Source organism: Shewanella nanhaiensis (assembly GCF_019457885.1).
Lineage (GTDB): Bacteria > Pseudomonadota > Gammaproteobacteria > Enterobacterales > Shewanellaceae > Shewanella > Shewanella nanhaiensis.
Genome location: NZ_JAHZST010000014.1, coordinates 16416 through 35774, shown reverse-complemented (window position 1 = coordinate 35774; position 19359 = coordinate 16416). Strand labels below are relative to the sequence as shown.

Sequence of the window (19359 nt, the reverse complement as noted above, 5' to 3'; positions counted from 1 at the left end):
TTAAGTATCACCAACAACGTATAGTGTTGTTTTTATTTACGTAAAAACAGGGGAATATCCCCTGTCATCAATTAATACAAGGTTTTTGGGATCTCAAAACTACTCAGTAGTTTGCTGGTAAATGGATTCACATTATCTCGCGTACGTAGACGGTAGGTGACATCACCTTTATCGACTTCAAACTGGTAATCGATACTGGTTGAACTACTACCGGACATTCTTGCGCTATCTAATAAGCGGAAAAATGCCCAAGGCCCTTCGAACACAATCGAGCGTGGTGACGCATTTGACTCACTTGGCACCAAGGTTAATTTACTGACGGTAGAGTCACGTAACGTATTTGGCCACACCAGATCGATACCTCGTTTAGGACCATGAGTGTACTCCACATACTGACCATCAATATTCATCACACTTCGACGTTTATTTGGACTCATCTGCAGCGCCTCTAACGAGAACTCCACATCCAAGTTTCCTTTCGGATTAAAGAAAGCTTTCTGGATCTGTTGTGCCTGCTTAAGCGATTGAAGTACCTCGCGGCGTACTAGATTGGAATCTCCTTTACTAAATTGGTTTAGTGCATCAAAGTTCTCTTCAAGAAACATCTTCATCTGATCGTTATAGAAACGACTTAATGTGCCTTCGGGACCAAAAAAACTTTGAAAGTCATCGATAGAGACCTGTTTTGTCGATTCGGGATTAAACGGATAACGCGACGCTAGGTTTTGTTGATAATCCTGATACACCTCGTTATACCAACGCACCTCTAAGTGTTTAATGGCACTTTGTAGTACCACTTTCCAGCTTTCACTCGCGAGTTTGCCGACCATGGTATCCATAGGTTTTGGCAAACTGGCAGAGATCCTTTCCAGCGCATAAATAGGATCGGCATCATTAAGTGTCAGACGCTCCTGAGCCGCTTTAAGCGCCGCTTTACCAACATCGGGTGCATCTTGAATAGACTTAAGATAAGCATGTAAACGCCCGACAGACTCCATCACCTCATCTAAATAGACAGGTTGAGTTCCATCAGTCTTAGTCAGTTGGTTTAAATCTGTGAAATCACCATCAATTTTGGCCGCTATCTGATATTGAGGTGTCTCAATAATCTCCGCCATAGCACTGGCATCATCTGGCATCGATGGGAATAGCTCAGTGTTTCTAGTCAAATTGTCTAAAATGCGATTCACAGGACGATTGCTAATGGCAAAATTATCAATCACTAATACCCCGTGGTTAATGTCTGTAAAATCCTTTAATTCAAAGTCGTTTAGCGCCTTTCGCCAAGATGACTGATAATCTAACGTGTATTGGTTAATGATCTTATTACGCAAACTTATCTTATCTGCATCACTAAAATCCGTTGACTCAGATTGACCAAGTACCCAGCTATCAATCAAGGCCAGATCGGCAATGGAATCAGACTGTGGGATAAAGTAACGCTCGAAACCTTGTTTACTCAATAAACGTGGGATCTTCATCGCATTCGGTGCATTTTCATCACTCACTCTTTGCTCAAACACCAACTCGTAAGCGGGACCTGTTGCAACCTTAAGGTCTAGAGCACTACCCAGTTGTGAAGAAGCTGATTGCTTAAGCTGGCGATAAACCCGCTGCTCTATGGGTAGACTGCTTAATTCTCTTTGAGTTTTTGCTATCAAGCGGTCATAGGGTCGTAACTTATTTTCCGCTTCCACAGCCCCATCGTCTCGCATCGCTTGAAGGTCGGTATGTTGCAGTGCGTACTCAAGGTGCTCCATCAACTGAGTTTGCAAAATCCTGTCGCCTTCATAGGATGTTTGCCATGCTTGGGTGAAATAGGCTTTCACAAAATCATCATGACGTCCGCTTTTATCCACCATCATTCGAAACACTCTGAGCATAGCCAGTTTCTCATTGCTATTGGTCGGTGCATCAGACATATCTGTTGCCACCTGCTTTAGCAGTGCTGGCAAATAACGGTAAGAGAGCAGCTTTAAATAGGTCTCTTCAACTTTTGGACCTATGGTATGGCCCTGATACAGCCCAAAGTCAGAGATTAACTTGGGTTTTTCACGGAAAAAACCAAACTCTAACGTAGCCGTACGTATGGTATTTAGCGGCGGAATAATACTCTTACCGAGTTGATCAAAGCTGGTTTGATCGTTGAGCTCATTAAACTCAGTCACCTTATCCAGTACAGCATCGGCTTGCTGGCTGTTTTGTAAGTAGTAGCGATGCCAAGTGCCCACCAGCAGTACAGAAGCGATAGAGCAAGCAACAAAGGAGAGCAACATAAGCCGCCTTTTCTGCTTTGCGACTTTAAAATTATCAGAGGCTAAACCTGCCTCAGGGTAGATGATCTTCTGAAACAGAGTATGAATAAAATATGGCGTTGAATTATCGCTTTTTTGTGCGCTATTTATCGATTCTCTAAGTCCATAGCGACGAGAAGCACTATCGACATAAGCATTGGTCGGCACCCCTTGCTGATACACAGAGGTAAAATAGACGCCTCGCACCAGTGCAGAGGTCGAGAACTGATCGCTTGCCAGTGCATCTGCAAAAAACTCCTGAAGAACTTGATGAGCACCAGCAACTTGCCTAACAAAGCTGTAGATGGCCGCCCGCTCCTCCTTATCACGACATTGAAGTAGCGCGCGTGGAAGATGGGCATTAATACGACTGATAAAATTGGTATAATCTTCATTGAACTCTTCAAGCCAACTATCAAGATCATTGACTGAGTTTAGTGAAAAGGTGAATCCCATGATCTCATCACGCTCAGCCTGGTTGTAGTGACGGAAAAATGGTTCAAAGCCCAACAAAAGATCAAGCTTAGTCAAGGTGATATAGACAGGAAGACGAGTCGATAGGGTTTCCATCAACTCACGTAAACGCGCACGCATTAGGTGAGCATAGGCTTTACGATCAGATGTTGGCGCACTCACCATATTTGCCATATCCAGAGCCAGGACTACCCCATTTAATGGACGACGGCTGCGTGTTTTATCCAGCCATTCGACAAAATGCATCCAGAGCCGCTTGCTCATCTCACCGTTGTTGCTTCCCTCTTCCGTTCTCTGGGTCAATAGCTCTCCATCGGGATCGATCAATACCGCATCATCACTGATCCACCAATCAAATGAGTAAGGGTTCTCGGTTTTCTTACCCGATGCCCTCATCACAGAGGAGAATACAAACTTTTGACCAGAACGGTTAATCAAACTGGTTTTCCCCGCATTTTCTACCCCTAGTACTAGATACCAAGGAAGCGCATAGAGATAGTTTCGTGTGTTAAGGCTTTCCTTAAGCCCCAACATCACATCATTAAGTTCAACCTCCTGACGCTCTACCATGCCAATGATGGGATCGTCTTTTAACTGCTGTGACTTCTCATTATCAACATTGTATTGTTTTAGCTTTCTCCATTGGAACCAACCCCAAATGGTAAAACAGGACAAGGAGAAGATAACAGTTGCGATCAGTCTTGAGTTAACACTCGACAGAGGTTTACTTTCATCAATCACAAGCCAAGGGCCTGCCCACCAGATCCCCACATTGATCAAAACAAAAATGGCAACTAACAAAATAGGCAAAGCCGATTTTAGTTCCGGTAATAGCTTAATAAAGAAAGATTTGAGCTTAGACCACATATACTTATTCCCTGTACTTAATCCAAATTTGCTTTTTGTTTTAATCGAGCCATCAAGGTTGGCTCCCAATCAGCTAAGACCATATGACTCGCTTGTTGATACAAGACTTGATAATCCACCGTTGCCATCGCTGACAATTGATGACTCTGTTTTAGATCTGCACCCAGCAGACGTAGATAAAATGCATCTCTAGGCTCCGATGCTTGCTGTAGGTGTTCATTCAAACTGGCAAAAGCGACCGATAAGCCACCCGATTCGGCCAGCTCAACCACCTCAGCCCTTTTTTGCTCAACTCCCTGTCCGTTCCCTTCAAAACTGTTGCGTCCGTAACCTTCATCTAACCAAGTTCGAGTCTCGGCATTGGCAAAAGGAATGCCGCCTTTAAATGACATCATGAGTAGCTTAGGCAGACGTTCAACAAAGGCCGCAGTGTCTTCATGTATCGCCTTAGCCCACTCTAACTGCCCAAGAGCCATAGCAATTTGGGCACTTAAGTGGTGTCCATCTAACCAAAAAGGGCTTAACGTCAGGCTCAACTCAACGCGCCTAAGCAGCGCCATATCGGCTCCTTTCTCTAGCTGACTTTGATACTCACTGACCCTATCAGCTGCAATCGGCATCAAACTGGTTTCACCGGCTGCATTGGCATTTTCTGGCACGCTGCTCACAGATGACCAAGTGGCAAATCGACGGATCCGCAGGCTTAGCCCAGTGCCAGTTTCAAACTCAGAGATAAAATCCGCCACTTTCAGCAAGGTTTGCTTGGTCGCTTTATCGTTGCTCGAATCTATCTCTAACTTAGGTGCGCTCCTGTTTGCCGCCTCCTCAGCAGGTTCGCTGACTGCGTTCTGCTTTGTTGCAGATACTCTGTTTTCATTTTGCTCTAGTTGCCTAGTTAATCTTGTTGCTAATGAGGAGAGCCCCTCTGTAGGCAGCTCCAACTTCTCAGCCGCATCGAGTAAGCTGGATAAGCGACTAAGCAGCAACTCTTTACTTTGTGGCTCACAAAATTGCGTATCGATACTTTCGCCAGACTTTACCGTTCGCTGAACAATCTGAGAGAAGTATTTTCGCCTAGGTAGTACGCCTCGATCCCCTGGTGCGGGGTAGCAAGTCAGCCAATACTCCTTCATGAAGATATCTAAAACACCAAGGGATAAACTAAATCGCTCAAGGCTGGCTTGGTATTGAAGGCACTGCATCAAATAGATGATGAGCTTTAGATCTTTAGTGCGAGTCTCCAATAGTGTGACCACAGCGGTTTCCACCTCTCCCCACTGAACCTCTGCATGAGAGAGAGACCCAACCTTCATCAATTGACCTTCGACAAAATCAAACAAAACATCGTCAAAAAGTCTTTCACCGACAGGATTATCTCCAGCAATGGGTTTCGCTATCTTTTCAATATATTGATGTGTCATATAGTTACCAGCGACATGCTTTTTGTAGCGGCTTAATGGCTTGCTTTAAACCCGTTGCGTCAAACTGCAAGTCATTGAAGTTCGCATTATCAGAGCTGAGCGTGAACTCTTGAGCTAAAAGCATCTTCTTCATCAGGTGAATAGCTGGAATACCGCGCCCCGTTCTGAACACTAAACCCGAGTTATCACTGACCCATAGCTCTCCTTGAGAACTTGGCTTGTTCACCGCCACATATATCGATCCTTCCGCGACCTCCTCAGACAGCACAAGCTCAACGCGGCTGATCTCATCAATGCAACTCAGCATAAGGACAGGCCTTGGAGGAAGTGCCCCTATGGCCGTTGCTGTTAGCCATACATTGTTAGGATTATCCTCTTGTTGCCCTAATAAAAAGTGCGTTTCGCCTTGTCGATTCGCTTCGCTAGCATCGGCCCTAACCCACTCAGCAACTCGGGCTTGCTCACTACCTTGAGTTGCATCAACAGCGATAGGTGTCATAAAAGCTTGGTCAAAGCAGTAAAGTCGCTCTAGCTTACTTTTAATCTGCACGCACGCTTTGGGATCGCTCAATTGCAGGGGTGATGCATAACAGCTAGCAGCTGTCATTAGCAATCCAAACAGGATCCATCCATTACCCTGTGACATTATTCATTTATCTCCAGCTTTAAACATTTATGAGAAAACGTTCTTTTAGGTAGACCTAAACTCATTGCAGCTTTAGTTCGATCCCCCTTAAATCGATTGATTCGAGTGCGAATAACGTTACGTTCAAACTGTGCAACAGCCTCTTTCAAATCTCCAATATCTGCATATTCATGACCTTCAAGCTCACTAACATTTGAGGACTCACAGCTTGACTCTTCGAACGTGGGCAGAGCATTAACATCAATCTCCCCCTGATGAGCCGTAAGCGCGCATGCATACTCAACAACATTTCTTAACTCTCGTACATTGCCTGGGTAGTGATAGCTTGTTAATTTCGATAAAGCTTCATAACGAATACCAGTTATCTGCGCTTGATGATGACGATTAAAACGTCCTATGAAGTGGCGGATAAGTTGCGGCAGATCGCCAAGCCTTGCCTTAAGCACAGGCACAGTGACGGGAAACTGATTTAAGCGATAGTAAAGATCGCGCCTAAACTCTCCAGCATTCACTCTCTCTTTTAAGTTAACGTGAGTCGCTGCAACTAAGCGGAAATCTGAGTGGAGTTCTGTTGAACCGCCGACAGCACGAAAGTGACCAGACTCAAGTACCCGCAGCAACTTAGATTGCAAACTTAACGGCATATCCCCTATCTCATCGAGAAAAAGCGTCCCTTTGGCTGCTTGGGCGATCAAGCCAATTTTTTTGCTATTCGCCCCAGAAAACGCGCCCTTCTCATAACCAAAGAGCTCAGATTCAAGCAGGTTTTCAGGAATAGCCGCACAGTTGATGGCGATAAATGGCGCTTTATGACGAGAGGAGTAATCATGAACCGCTTTGGCCACTAACTCTTTGCCAGTACCCGTTTCACCCTGTACAAGTACAGATAACACAGTGCCTGCACCACGTAAGATATCTTTACGAAGCTTGTCCATCTCACTTGACTCACCCACCAGCTCACCTGACAAACGATTAAGGTTGGTTTGCAGTGTCATCTCATCGCGTATCTCCGCGATCGAGTCCGTCAATTGACAAGCCTGCCCAGTTTGATCGGCAACTGAGGTTAACCACTGCCAGTGCCGTATAAAGACCTCACTATATTGTTGCCAATCTTGCCTCTGAAGCAGGCTACGACTTGAGTCGAGTGCAAAACAGAGCACGCCTAATAGCTGACAATTTTGCTTTAACGGATAGAGAAGCAAACTGTGATCTTTTTCAATACCGGAGATAAAAGCAGCAAACTGAGGGTTGTCATGCCAATAGGCCAAACTGTAATAGTCCAGCACCATCGGCTTTGCAGTTTGCAATACGTGAGCAAATGGGTGTTGAAAATCGGTAACATTCCAGCTCACTTGCCCATCCACCTTAAGCAGACCTGTTGATGTCGGCTTTGATGGCTGCAGATAGCGCCCATCAACAGAGGGGGTTAGCAGGAGAGTGTCTAATAGACCTAACTCATCCTCTAAAGTCTGCATAAATTGCCCAATCAAATCATCCACCTGCTTACACTCAAGTAAGGTAGATGTTTGCTGTAGCCATTGCGCCGTGCTCACTAGCTCACCTCTCCGACAAACTCACCATCAACACAACCTAATCGAATGGTTTGCACAGGCTCTTTATCTGCTAATTTATTGAGCAGAGCCAATGCAATAGGAGGTAACATCTGGCCATCGATAATCGCCTCTAACATACGCGCACCATTTTCAGTACGGGTTGTACGTCTGATGATCTCATCGGTAAGCGCTTGATCGCAGCTCACCTGTGCTTTATACCTAAGCTCAAGCCGTTGGGTCAGCGCGGCTAACTTGGCAGCAATAATTTCACGCAGCACGTTTTCACCAAGTGGGAGATAGGGCACAACCTCCATGCGAGCAAGCAGTGCTGGCTTAAAAAATGCCGAGAGCTCAGGGTAGAGGCTGTTCTCAATCAGCTCTGGCGTTTGTGCATTATCAACAATGGTTTGATAGCCTAAGTTGGAGGTCAAAAAGAAGAGAATATTCTGACAATCGATAAGACGTCCTTCGCCATCGGCAAGCTCCCCTTTATCGAATGCTTGATAGAAAAGGTTCAACACATCGGGGTGCGCCTTCTCAACTTCATCGAGCAGTACAATGGAGTAAGGCATTTTACGAATGGATTCGGTTAATACGCCTCCTTCACCAAAACCAACGTACCCTGGAGGTGAGCCAATTAATCGAGATACTGTGTGCTTCTCTTGGTATTCAGACATATTGATTGTCGTTAGAAACTGCTTGCCGCCATAAAGCTGCTCAGCAATTTGAATCACAGTCTCAGTTTTACCTACACCACTTGGGCCAACGAGCAAAAATGCACCTTTAGGGCGACCGGCTTTACGCAGATCGGCCCTTGCTGTCAGCATATTTTGGTGTAGACGAGAGATGGCGATATCTTGCCCTTTTAATGACTCTCCAAGCAGCTGAGGTAGATGGGTGATTTTATGCAGCTCATCGCTGTTCATCTGCTCCACTGGCACACCTGTCCAATCGGCGATCACAGCCGCAATTTGCTGTTCATCCACCTGGGGAATAACTAAGCGATTCTTGGCACTAAGTAGTTCAAGTTGCTCCTCAACATCATTAAGCTTAATGCACAACTCTTGCGGCACATCATCAGTATCACCTGCTAATATCGTACCTCTGAGCTCGATGATTTTAGAGACCAGCTCCTGCTGCTGCCTCCAAGTCGACTCTAATGACTCATGCTCTGACATTGCATCCGTCACTCGCTCTCTTAATAGCTCAAGATGCTCCTCATCGATACTCTGACCTATGGTTCTCTGTCTCAATAACAGTGAGATCTCCACTTCTGTCTGATGAATAATGCCTTGCAACTCTGCAAGATATCGAGGTGGAGAGGTAAGATTAATGGCAATGCGCGCACATGCAGTATCGAGCACATCGATAGCTTTATCTGGCAACTGTCGCCCGGAAAGATAACGACTCGATAGGTGCGCCGCGGCTTTAAGCGCGCAATCTTGGATCAACACTTTATGCTCTGACTCGTACACGCCATGTAGACCACGCAGTATCACAACCGCTTGTTCGGCGCTAGGTTCATCCAATTTTACCAACTGAAAACGGCGAGTGAGCGCAGGATCTTTTTCAAAATATTTCTTGTATTCTTTCCACGTCGTTGCCCCAATAGTGCGTAACTCACCCCGTGCTAAGGCAGGTTTTAGCAGGTTGGCGGCATCGCCTCCTCCCTCTTGATTGCCAGCACCGATTAAGGTATGTGCTTCATCGATAAAAAGAATAATGGGAATGGCTGAGTTTTTAACTTCATCAATCACCCCTTTTAAGCGCTTTTCAAACTCCCCTTTCACCGAAGCCCCAGCTTGAAGCAGGCCCAAATCCAGCGACAGCAGTTGTACTCCTTTTAAGGAGTCAGGCACATTACCAGCAACAATACGCAATGCCAGTCCTTCTACCACAGCGCTTTTACCCACGCCGGCATCACCGACAACGATGGGGTTGTTTTTACGGCGACGACATAGAATATCAATCATCAGATTGATCTCGTCATCACGGCACAGCACTGGGTCTAACTCACCATCTTCTGCAAATTGAGTAAAGTTGGTGGTGAATTTATCTAATGCACTGTTGGCACTATCTTGGACACTCTGACCTTGAACAGACTGACCTTGAACACTCTGACGGCCAGCATAGGCTTCGCGCGCTTTCGACTCTGAAGAGCTAGCTGTTAATCTTGCAAAATTTTTACGCCAAGACTCTCGATTAACATCAGCGAAGAAATTAACAAGCTCAAAAGGAAGGTAGCGGCTCGATTGCATTAATGCTGCTAGGAAAAGACTACCGGATCTCAGTTCAGTCTCTTGTAATTCAGTGGTGGAAAGCAACCAAGCATCTTGCAGTAACTCGACCAATAGTGGAGAAAATGATGGATAGGTATCTAAGGTATCCCCAGTTGGTAAACTATTACCTAAAAGTGTTTTTAGCTCACTAATGTCAGATTCAGTATGCTTAAGCAGCACTCTCACATCTGACAGTGGGTTTTCTAACAAGCTATAGAGCAGATGAGATAGAGTTATCTCCTCATTCTGCCTCGCGATACACAATGAAGCCGCCTCTTCCATAGCAAGCTTGCTGATTGGATTTAACTTAGTAATAAGCGTACTTAATTCAATACGGATCATAAAACGTCCTTAATTTAAGATCTGAAACAGTTGGTCCAACACACCTGCTGATTTATTGGCTAGCGACACCGAATAGAAGATAAAGATCACCGTTAGCATCACAAAGAAGCCGGCAAATATAGTCCAGATGGGCATCTGCCTGCCAATTTGAAATTTGGTATTAACCACATGATCAGTTGCATTGGATAGCAGCTCCGGCTCTTCATCCCTAAGGTGCCTCAAGGTTTCATAGAGACGATTAACGATTTTGTCGAACTCTTCACGGCCGTTAACCACCACCTTGTAACGCCCTTCAAACCCTAAGCAGAGGCAAAGATAGATAAACTCAAGTAGTTCACGGTAACTTGTAGGCTCAGTCTCAAGCCGCTGGAGGATGCTAAACACTTTCTCACCACCCCAGGTTTCATTATGAAATCGGGTCAGCAGTGAGTGCTCAGCCCAGACACTGTCAGCTCCCCAAGGGGTATTCATCACCGCTTCATCGATAAAGGAGCAGAGTACATAGCGGTACGCTAGAATGATCGCCCGATCAAAACCTGACTCAGTCAGTTCAGCTTCGATGGCCATAATGTCATCAACCGTATTGTGATAGAGCTTTTGTACATCATCTAATGCAGCTAACTTTCGCACTCTAAAGACCATACCCATAAGCGGGGTTGCTGCATCAATAAGCTGATTAATATTGTCGCCACGTAATTGAAACCAATACTCTTTGTCGGCATCTATATTTCTCACTTCATCAAACAAAACATCATCGAGTTGTTGCTCTGTCAAAGGCTGTTTTTGTGGTTTCATTTCTAGCTCCTTATCGCCCAAAACTGCAACTCAAGCTCAGGAAACTCACCAGCAACATGGAAAGCAAATCCAGTTGAGTGCTGCAACATCTCCCAAGATGGGCTTGTCCTATCAAGTTGGAAATAGGTATAACCTGCGTGGTATGGCAACTGTCTTGGCGCAACAGGTAGCGGTGTTAAGCCGACACCAGGAAGTTGCAATGAGATCAACTCACGGATTTTTTCAACGGAAGCGATCTTAGTTTGTTGAATAAAGAGCTTTTTCAGCTCCTCTAAAGGCAACTTAGCGCGAACAGCTAAGATGAAATCAGCCTCTTTAATCAAGTCAGGATCTTGTACTGGCGCAACCATCAATCCGTACTTACGTTTCTGCAACTGCAAGGACACGGCTTTTGGCTCAAGTACGATACTTAATGACTGACGTAGCATATTCATCAATTGGCCAAAGGAGGTAATCGGCATGTCATGATCGTAAGGTTTAAATATTGGCGCAATTCGACTGTCATCGGTAAAGGAGAACAGCTCTCCACAAATACTCACCAATGTCTGATATAGCTGCTCTGGATGCAGGCTTTTCAGTTGCGAGAGGTGCTGCAGCACGGGTTGCATCCGATTTAGTGCTTGTAACAGCATAAAGTCTGACACGTCAGCCACACCACCTTGGCTTGGCGAGCCAATTCTAACCGCAATATTTTTAGCTCTTTCTCGCATCATCCCTGCCATCTCACCAATAAATCGATGCAGAAACGGCACACCTAGTACATTGTAATGACAAGGGATAAAGTTAGGATCCAGTACCACACTTCCATCTGGACGTTTTTCCAATATTTTAGCTATCGCCACCGAGGAGTAGGCACTGCGATCCTCTTTCTCAAACATCAACTTCATCTGTACAGGGCTGACATCTATGGTGGAAAAATCCCCCTGCTCACTATGGATATCTCGCACTTCATGGCGATGAGTCACAAAGCGGGTATTACCCGATGAGGTACTCTCCGTCACTTCGGTTATCGAGTCACTGCGTAGTGACAGTGCCAGATACACGATCTGGTTGGCCAATGAGCCATCAACAACTTCCAGTGCACTAGGCAGAACATCCTCTTGGGGAATATTAAATACTGTTCCATCTGGCATCACGCCTTTAGCTCGTTGGATAGCAATACGACCAAACCCAAGGTACTCAGGGTTTAGCTCGAGCTGTGATATACCGTAGAGGTAGCTATTGACCGAGGTCATACGCTCATCGGTAACATACTCAAAATAACGTTGCTGTTGCTGAAAATGTTGTGGCTTGATGAATAAACCTTCAGCCCAAATTACTCTATTTCTTGACGACATGTTTATTCCACTTTATCCAGAATGACTTCCTGTTCTTTAAATAAGATCAAAATGTGGTACTCCCTACCAATCGATTTGATCTTTATTACCTTTTTCCATTGCGAAACTTCTGGATCACCAAAATGAGCCATGACCCCTATGTAACGTGTGTCCTCATCGACCTCAAATGGCTCAATAAACTTGAACTGTCCCGGCAACATAGTGAAATCACTGTGGTCGATATAGTTTGACCCCAGTGCATCTTCAAAGTCAGCCGTAAGCGAGTCATAATCCGCGGCAAGCAACTTAGAGTCATCTTCTAACTCAAAAAGTTGAAACTCGATGGGGGTTGAATCTCCATTAGGGTTTTGGTTCACATCCTGTTGAGCCACTATGCTGTAAGTGAGCTGTGTCGGTAGATCTTTAGGTTCTCCAACAGGAATTGAGGGATCCCAGATCACCGCCCCAACCTTTTTCGTCCCCTCCCACACAGAACCACACGCAGTCAGCTGTCCCATCAAGAGAATGAGAAATGCAAGACGCAGGGTTTTCATCAAAAATCCTTTTGAAGTTCACGTAATTTACGATCGTAGGCTTGCTCAAACACCTCCCAAAAAAGTTTTTCAAACCCCTTCTGACGATTAGATGTCAACTCTTCGTAGTACTGCTCGTACATAGACCAAGCCCACTTATCGCCTGTGTCTAGATTAAGATCGCTGGATTTACGGTATTGCGCAAAACGCTTTAATAATTTAGCGGGAGAAAATGCGCCTAAGATGTAATCCAACGCTTCAGTGATAGCCGACTGAACAGCCTCATTATGATGTTCAATAGACTTAAGGCTCTCCGCAATGGCAGCGGCTGATGAGAGATGAACAGGACTTCTGTCATGAGCAAACAGCGTTTTAACCGTGTCCTCATAACCTAAGCCTAATCTCAGAGGGTTATCTTCAATAGGTTGAAGATTCTTATTCATTAACTCATAGCGGCTATGATTTGCGGTGTGGTGCAATGAGAGTAGCCCTGTAATGGCAGACTTTAGCGCGGCGCCAAGATCCACTGATAGATCTTGCATCTGTTCACTATTTTGCGATGAGCCAATTTGTACCCCCAAGCCTCTAAACAGTGGGCCAGTGGTAATATGCTCCCCTAACTGCTCGTTTTGTTTATCAAGTCCTGCATGTAGTTCAGATTCCAATAAATCTAAAGTATTTTCATCCATGGTAAATCCATCCAATTCAGTATGTTTCTTCAATGCAATCGCGGAATCTTGTGTGTATTCCGAATCCGCTTGCATGGTTAACTCTCTGTCACTTATCGATATGTCTGTATCGATTAAGTTAATATCATCAAGTTTCTTCTCTTTCCTGGAGTCAAAACTCAATATGTTTTCTCCGCTGCGATTCTGCAATGCATCTAGCGCCAACATAGGATCGTCAATAGAAGCGTCATCACTGTGCTCAGTCACCTGTGAAACAGGCTCTTTCATAAGACCAGACAGGTCATTTTCACTGAACATCTCAGAAAAACGCTTGGTCATGCTTGCGGTAGGATCTGAGCTTAATCCCAATGAGATCCTAACTTTATAGGGCCCAATTTTTATCTCATCATTTTCATTTAAACTGGCAAACCGGCCCAAACCGATAGGTAAAGATGAGTTATTAACGAACACCTCACCACAGAGATCTTCTAGACAGAACTGATCGTCAACCCACATGATCCGGCAGTGCTGAGGTTTTACCTCTCCACTTCTATCCTTCAAGCGCCAATCGGCATTAATATCACAACCTAAAACCCCGCCTTGCTGGGTGAAATTGACAAAAGGCATTAGCCCTGATTCCAACATCTGAGAATTTACGATATTGAGAGATATTGTTTTATCCAATCTTCACCTCTTTACTGCCTTATTTGTATTAACACATGCTGTTTTTCAATCTCAGCTTGTCCCAAAAAGGAAGACCAACCTAACTGACCACCTTTCTCCTCCCCTAGCCTAAGCAAGGGAACCTCATCCGTTTTTAGCGTCAATTCAAAATCAAACGCCATCTGCTCTCGAAGGATCACTTCCATCACCTTGCACAGGGGCATAAACTCCTTTCCAGAGGGAAGAAAGTCCTGAAATCTGTGTAGCGATAGATCTTTAATACAGAGCACAAATTTTCCGGTGATATCACCGACCTTTTCGCCTAATACCGTATCGATTCCCAGCTGAGAGTTAAATCTGCCTAATTGACACCGCTGTTGCTCTGGGATCTCAACATGCCTAAACTCCCACTCTCTAATTGACACATTTTCCAGATCGAAACAGTGAGCAACAATTCCTGCTACCGCCTGTGGCGAACGGCTTCTTCCTGCCAACATGCCGGCATAGGCCAACATCTTGCACCAGTTGATTGGGGTCTCACCCCGTACATCTTCATTTGCCAAGCCCACAAGTGCGAACACTTGTGATGAGAAGTTATCAACGGCGTTATCTTGAAAACGTATGTAATAACGGTATTTACGCCAAGCCCTGTAAAATAGGGCGATTAACCTGTTATTAAAAAAATCTAAAAAATCTCGTTTTATATTGCTATCGTCATGAAGCAACTCCTCCAGCATGTAGCTGGGCAGTGGCGATTGCGCCCCATTTAAGCCAAGAAAAGTCGTTTCAATCTGCACCCTCTCCTTTGGATGGCGCTCAATTCTTGTGACATCACTTGCAGGGAAACCTAAACTGGGATTAGCAGAGAAAAACATATTCCCTAGGCTTTCCCACTCCTGTCCCTCAGGATTGTTGCCATCTAATTTATGAATTAATTCAACTAATTGAAAAAAATTATAGGAGCTAATCTCATCAGGAATAATTAGCTCATCACCGCCATCGATTAAATCAGTGGCTGTTGACCTATCTGAATATCCCATGTGTACCTTTCTTGATTAGCTGCATTAATCACTACTAACTGGTGAAATGAGTTGATGCTGGCGTAGAGTGCAAAAAATCGGCTAAGTACAGTAGCAAATAGATATAACTCGCCTTCAGAACCAAAAAACTTTTGATCAAGCACGATTTCTGACATCAAGCCGCGCACAGGCATACCGCGCAATATTCGCTCTGTCGGCTTTGACTCAATACTCACTATCCCATCAAGCCGTTTTTGCGTGATCCGCTCAGCTTGTCTGTCAATCAAAGATTTAAAATCATAGGCACGAATAATCGAGCACAAGGCATCTTTAGATAGCAAGGAAAGGTAGTTCAATGACAAGTTAGAGATTAAGGTCCATAGCATGCTGCCATCGAGAACAGGACGTAGGGATGCATTTGGCTCTGTAATATTCTTAAATGTGGCAAAATTAGGTGAAGTATCGGTAGCAACGCAGATATCACCTTTGCCTAGTTTGGTTGGTAGCTGACGGTTAGTGCAGGTTAAACTAATCGACACCGCCTCACTGGCATCAAAGCTTTGAGTCTCATCGCCTCTGACAAAAGAGATAAAGTGGTCGAAGCCATCTTCACGAATACTCTCTTTTACTCTTAGACGGTAATAAAGTGCCACACGCTCACGAGCGCGCTCAATCTCATGTTGGAAGCTTTCAAAAGGGGTATAGATACGCTCTTCACCACGAAAACGACCAGAATCTGAATCGACCCAACCTTGCACTTTATCGACACTAAATATCTCAAAATGGGACGGTTTACGACTCGATGGTGCAATGGGATACTCTATTTTTTTACCTGTCAGATCGATAGGATCTGCATCATGTGAAAAAAGATTGAGTACAGGAACACAATAGAGCTGAAAAGACTCATCCCTAATCAATACATCTGCAGGTAATGTGCGAGAAAACGTTAACTTAATGGAAAAGTTACCGGTTAAATCACTGGGCAAACATTTGTAAATATTACAGATATCAAAAAACATAAACGCATCAGAAAATGAGAGATACTCCTGTAAAATACGATACCCTTCATAGACATTTTGAGGGTAAGGCAAGATGCCATCACCACTGGCAAACCCCACACATTTAAAACTGGACTTAGGCAGCGAGTAATGCCGCTCACCGACATGGATCTCAATCCCTTCAAGATAATGATTGAGCCAGAGGTAAAGCATCTGCGCACTGTAATCTTGTCCACCTAAGTAAAACCTTAAATCATCAAGCCCAATATCATTGAGTGAAAGATCGCTTAAGTTGTTCAGGTGAATATCAACAATAGAGGCTTCTCTAGAGTGAAATGAGCCGATGTGATCTACCACTAAGGGGTAGACATTAACCTCTCTACAGGTTGTGAAATGACACACTTCACCATCGACAGGCCTTGCATCTAACATGCAGCCCTTCTCAATTGTCTGCTTATGGCTAATACCACGTTCAATAGGAGAGAAGCGCACAATACTGGTACTAGGTACAGGTCTAAGATAGTTAGGCCACAACATATTGATCATTGAGTGAGTTAACTCAGGAAACTCATCATCAATTTTTTCACGTAACCTGCCAGTTAGAAAAGCAAACCCCTCTAACAAACGTTCCACATCGGGATCGGTATTGTTGCCATGTAGATAGCGAGCCAATTGTGGATGGAGATCTGAGAACTGCTTCCCCTGCTCTCTGAGGAAAGACAATTCATCCCTGAAATATTTGTCTTGAGACACTGCTAACTTACCCTATACGTTCGGTTACTATCCAAAAAGAGATCAATTTCGATCTTTTCCTGAGCCGTTTTAACGTTAATTTTTCCGTGGATATGAAATCGCAAACTGAATGGACAGCTAGTATCGTGCAAAACACGAATATCTAAATGAGTGAGTCGCGGTTCGAAACGCTCAATGCATGTCTTTATGCCTGCTTTGATCCTAACGCCTAGATCAAAGCTCCCTGAATTGGCGTCATTAAAATCAAACAATCCAAGCTCAGGACAACTTTGAGACTCTCCGACCCGCGTATTTAGCAGGCCAGAGATATTGCGTTTAATCGAAGCGATGACATATTCAATGGATTCAGATCCATTTGAAGCGTGCTCATTTTCATCACCTAAGCGTTGAAAAAAACTCACTCCAAAAGTGTCGTCATGATTAAACAACTCGACTTACTCCTGGTCTAGACGTCCAACCAAAGAGAGTTCGAAGTTAGCTCCCATGTATTTGAAGTGCGGTCGAACCGCCATGGAGACCTGATACCAACCAGGATCGCCCTGCACATCCATCACTTCGACCTTAGCTGCGCGTAGTGGTCTACGGCTTCTAACATCTGCTGGTGGATTTTCCTGATCAGCGACAAACTGTTTAATCCAACTATTGAGCTCTCGCTCAAGATCTTGACGCTCTTTCCATGAGCCGATCTGCTCACGCTGCAATACCTTAATGTAGTGAGCCAGACGATTAATAATCATCATATAAGGGATCTGAGTGCCTAACTTGTAGTTGGTCTCAGCCTCCTTGCCCTCTTTGGTATTCGGAAACACTTTTGGCTTTTGGATTGAGTTCGCAGAGAAGAAGGCTGCATTGTCGCTACCTTTACGCATGGTAAGGCTAATAAAACCTTCATCAGCAAGTTCAAACTCTTTGCGATCGGTGATGAGTACTTCAGTCGGAATTTTTGACTGCAGTGCTCCCATTGATTCAAAGACATGAACAGGAAGATCGTCAACGGCGCCACCGCTTTGTGGGCCAATAATATTTGGGCACCAGCGGTACTTAGCGAAGCTTTCGGTCAATCGTGTCGCTAAAGCAAATGCCGTGTTACCCCAGAGGTAATCTTCGTGGCTTGCATGAACACTTTCACGATAGTTAAATGAGCCGATCGGGTTATCAATAGGATCATAGGGAACACGCAGTAGGAATCTAGGCGCAGTTAATCCTAAGTACCTTGCATCTTCAGACTCTCTTAATGAGCGCCATTTAGTGTATTTAGGGCTCTCAAATGTGGATTTTAGATCTTTTAAATTCGGTAACTCTTCAAACGAATCAATACCGAAAAACTCAGGACCAACAGAGGATAAGAAAGGTGCATGAGCCATCGCGCCTACTGCTGAGACATACTGCAACAGCTTCATATCTTGAGAAGATGGCGTAAAGGCATAATTACCCACAATAGCCCCTATCGGCTCACCACCAAATTGGCCATAACCCGAAGAGTACACGTGCTTGTAAAGACCCGATTGAACCGTTTCCGGCGCAAACTCAAAATCGTCAAGTAACTCACTTTTTGTTACATGAAGGACTTCAATCTTTATATTTTCTCTAAAGTCAGTTCTATCAACTAATAACTTTAGGTTTCTCCATGATGACTCCATCTGTTGAACTGATTCATCATGAAGAATTTGATCCATCTGACTACTAATTTTTTTATCTAACTCGACCAGCATTTTATCAACAAGCGCTTTATTGATAGGCTCACTGTTAGATTCTGTTTCAATAATATTACTGATAAAGGCAGCGACCCCTTTTTTAGCAACATCATAGCCTTCATCGATAGGTGTTATCTTGGTTTGAGCCAAAATCTCATCTAGAAGATTACCATTTAATACCTGACTACTTTCCTGCGCTGTTTCCATTGATTCCATGAAATTATATTCCTTAAATGAACCTTCAAAATTAGTGGGTACACTGTCCACGTCATTCTTCCATATTCAATGAGACCTGTACTTTCGTACTAGTTATCTAGAGTTTGAAGTTCTGCTAAAAGTTGTTCGCGAGAATCCTCGGTCTCAATCAATTCCTGCAGCTTGGTTCTAAATGATGGGATATTACCTAATGGGCCTTTTAAAGCGACAAGGGCTTCTCTTAGCTCAATGAGTTTATTTATTTCAGGGACTTGTGTAGCGATGGCATCAGGAGAGAAATCTTTCATGGAACTGAAGTTTAATTCTACATTTAACTCGTCAGATTCATTGTCAGTTAATTTATTCGCAACCGTTGTATTAACAGATAGGCTGCTTTCTTTCATTATTGATTCGAAGTTTGTTTTATTTACAGATACTGATTGTCTTTCTTCAAGTTGTGTATCTTCTGCGTGACCTTTAAAGTCACCCACAATCAACATCTTGAGTGGAAGTTCCATTTCCGCCTGTTGATCACCTGTAGAGGGAACATATTTAATATTAATACGTTCTTTAGGCGCAACTGTGCCATCTTTTGCCATTTTAATATCTCCATATACGGCTTATAGGGAATACCCTATTCCAATTTAAATTAGGCTATAGCCTAAATGTAATAAGTTAATCTTGTTATCAACTTTCAACTTAGTACATCGCCCTGATCTACAAGACAGTACAAAATACCAATTGAGCAGATCATAAAAGTCATTTTATCCAGAGAAACATTAAAGGCAAGTAAAAAAATATTAAAGGTCTCGCCGAAATGTTGCAGAAAAGTAAATAAAGTCAATTAGT

General features: G+C 44.1%; 14 protein-coding genes. All 14 read right to left on the bottom strand.

The window, feature by feature from the left end:
• Positions 1–71: 71 nt before the first annotated feature.
• The 14 genes from tssM to tssB all read right to left on the bottom strand — a co-directional run bounded on the left by tssM (position 72) and on the right by tssB (position 19109).
• Complete coding sequence (gene tssM, locus K0625_RS17350) at positions 72–3635, bottom strand: type VI secretion system membrane subunit TssM (RefSeq protein WP_220110852.1); 3564 nt, start codon at positions 3633–3635, stop codon at positions 72–74.
• Positions 3636–3652: 17 nt separating this feature from the next.
• Complete coding sequence (tssA, locus tag K0625_RS17345) at positions 3653–5056, bottom strand: type VI secretion system protein TssA (RefSeq protein WP_220110851.1); 1404 nt, start codon at positions 5054–5056, stop codon at positions 3653–3655.
• A 4-nt stretch (positions 5057–5060) separates the two neighbouring features.
• The gene (vasI, locus tag K0625_RS17340) at positions 5061–5663 is read right to left on the bottom strand and encodes a type VI secretion system-associated protein VasI (protein ID WP_220110850.1); all 603 of its coding nucleotides are present in this window, start codon (positions 5661–5663) and stop codon (positions 5061–5063) included.
• A 38-nt stretch (positions 5664–5701) separates the two neighbouring features.
• Positions 5702–7255 carry a sigma 54-interacting transcriptional regulator gene (locus tag K0625_RS24795; protein WP_220110849.1) on the bottom strand — a complete coding sequence of 518 codons (1554 nt, stop codon included), beginning with the start codon at positions 7253–7255 and terminating at the stop codon, positions 5702–5704.
• Positions 7255–9876 carry a type VI secretion system ATPase TssH gene (gene tssH / locus K0625_RS17330; RefSeq protein ID WP_220110848.1) on the bottom strand — a complete coding sequence of 874 codons (2622 nt, stop codon included), beginning with the start codon at positions 9874–9876 and terminating at the stop codon, positions 7255–7257. Before tssH ends, K0625_RS24795 begins: the two co-directional genes overlap by 1 nt.
• A 9-nt stretch (positions 9877–9885) precedes the next feature.
• Positions 9886–10671: a type IVB secretion system protein IcmH/DotU gene (gene icmH, locus K0625_RS17325; protein ID WP_220110847.1), complete on the bottom strand. Its 786-nt coding sequence runs from the start codon at positions 10669–10671 to the stop codon at positions 9886–9888.
• Between the two features lie 2 nt (positions 10672–10673).
• A complete protein-coding gene (tssK, locus tag K0625_RS17320) occupies positions 10674–12008 on the bottom strand; it encodes a type VI secretion system baseplate subunit TssK (RefSeq protein ID WP_012325140.1) in 1335 nt (444 codons plus the stop codon).
• 2 nt (positions 12009–12010) lie between these two features.
• Entirely contained in the window at positions 12011–12541 is a 531-nt protein-coding gene (gene tssJ / locus K0625_RS17315; protein ID WP_012325141.1) for a type VI secretion system lipoprotein TssJ, read from the bottom strand.
• Positions 12541–13872, bottom strand: coding sequence for a type VI secretion system-associated FHA domain protein TagH (gene tagH, locus K0625_RS17310; RefSeq protein ID WP_220110846.1), 1332 nt, complete (start codon positions 13870–13872; stop codon positions 12541–12543). The genes tssJ and tagH overlap by 1 nt, the downstream gene beginning before the upstream one ends.
• An 11-nt stretch (positions 13873–13883) precedes the next feature.
• Positions 13884–14891, bottom strand: a complete 1008-nt coding sequence (tssG, locus tag K0625_RS17305; RefSeq protein ID WP_220110845.1) for a type VI secretion system baseplate subunit TssG — start codon at positions 14889–14891, stop codon at positions 13884–13886.
• On the bottom strand, positions 14855–16621 hold the full coding sequence (tssF, locus tag K0625_RS17300; RefSeq protein WP_220110844.1) for a type VI secretion system baseplate subunit TssF: 1767 nt from the start codon (positions 16619–16621) through the stop codon (positions 14855–14857). Before tssF ends, tssG begins: the two co-directional genes overlap by 37 nt.
• Positions 16622–16623: 2 nt before the next feature.
• The gene (gene tssE, locus K0625_RS17295; RefSeq protein ID WP_012325145.1) at positions 16624–17049 is read right to left on the bottom strand and encodes a type VI secretion system baseplate subunit TssE; all 426 of its coding nucleotides are present in this window, start codon (positions 17047–17049) and stop codon (positions 16624–16626) included.
• 6 nt (positions 17050–17055) lie between these two features.
• Positions 17056–18531, bottom strand: coding sequence for a type VI secretion system contractile sheath large subunit (gene tssC / locus K0625_RS17290; protein ID WP_220110843.1), 1476 nt, complete (start codon positions 18529–18531; stop codon positions 17056–17058).
• Positions 18532–18620: 89 nt separating this feature from the next.
• On the bottom strand, positions 18621–19109 hold the full coding sequence (tssB, locus tag K0625_RS17285) for a type VI secretion system contractile sheath small subunit (RefSeq protein WP_220110842.1): 489 nt from the start codon (positions 19107–19109) through the stop codon (positions 18621–18623).
• Positions 19110–19359 lie beyond the last annotated feature (250 nt).

Bases quoted from the DNA above. Each gene is read 5' to 3' on its own strand.
- tssM (WP_220110852.1), bottom strand. From the start codon at position 3,635: ATGTGGTCTAAGCTCAAATCTTTCTTTATTAAGCTATTACCGGAACTA.
- tssA (WP_220110851.1), bottom strand. From the start codon at position 5,056: ATGACACATCAATATATTGAAAAGATAGCGAAACCCATTGCTGGAGAT.
- vasI (WP_220110850.1), bottom strand. From the start codon at position 5,663: ATGACAGCTGCTAGCTGTTATGCATCACCCCTGCAATTGAGCGATCCC.
- tssH (WP_220110848.1), bottom strand. From the start codon at position 9,876: ATGATCCGTATTGAATTAAGTACGCTTATTACTAAGTTAAATCCAATC.
- icmH (WP_220110847.1), bottom strand. From the start codon at position 10,671: ATGAAACCACAAAAACAGCCTTTGACAGAGCAACAACTCGATGATGTT.
- tssK (WP_012325140.1), bottom strand. From the start codon at position 12,008: ATGTCGTCAAGAAATAGAGTAATTTGGGCTGAAGGTTTATTCATCAAG.
- tssJ (WP_012325141.1), bottom strand. From the start codon at position 12,541: ATGAAAACCCTGCGTCTTGCATTTCTCATTCTCTTGATGGGACAGCTG.
- tssG (WP_220110845.1), bottom strand. From the start codon at position 14,891: ATGGGATATTCAGATAGGTCAACAGCCACTGATTTAATCGATGGCGGT.
- tssC (WP_220110843.1), bottom strand. From the start codon at position 18,531: ATGGAATCAATGGAAACAGCGCAGGAAAGTAGTCAGGTATTAAATGGT.
- tssB (WP_220110842.1), bottom strand. From the start codon at position 19,109: ATGGCAAAAGATGGCACAGTTGCGCCTAAAGAACGTATTAATATTAAA.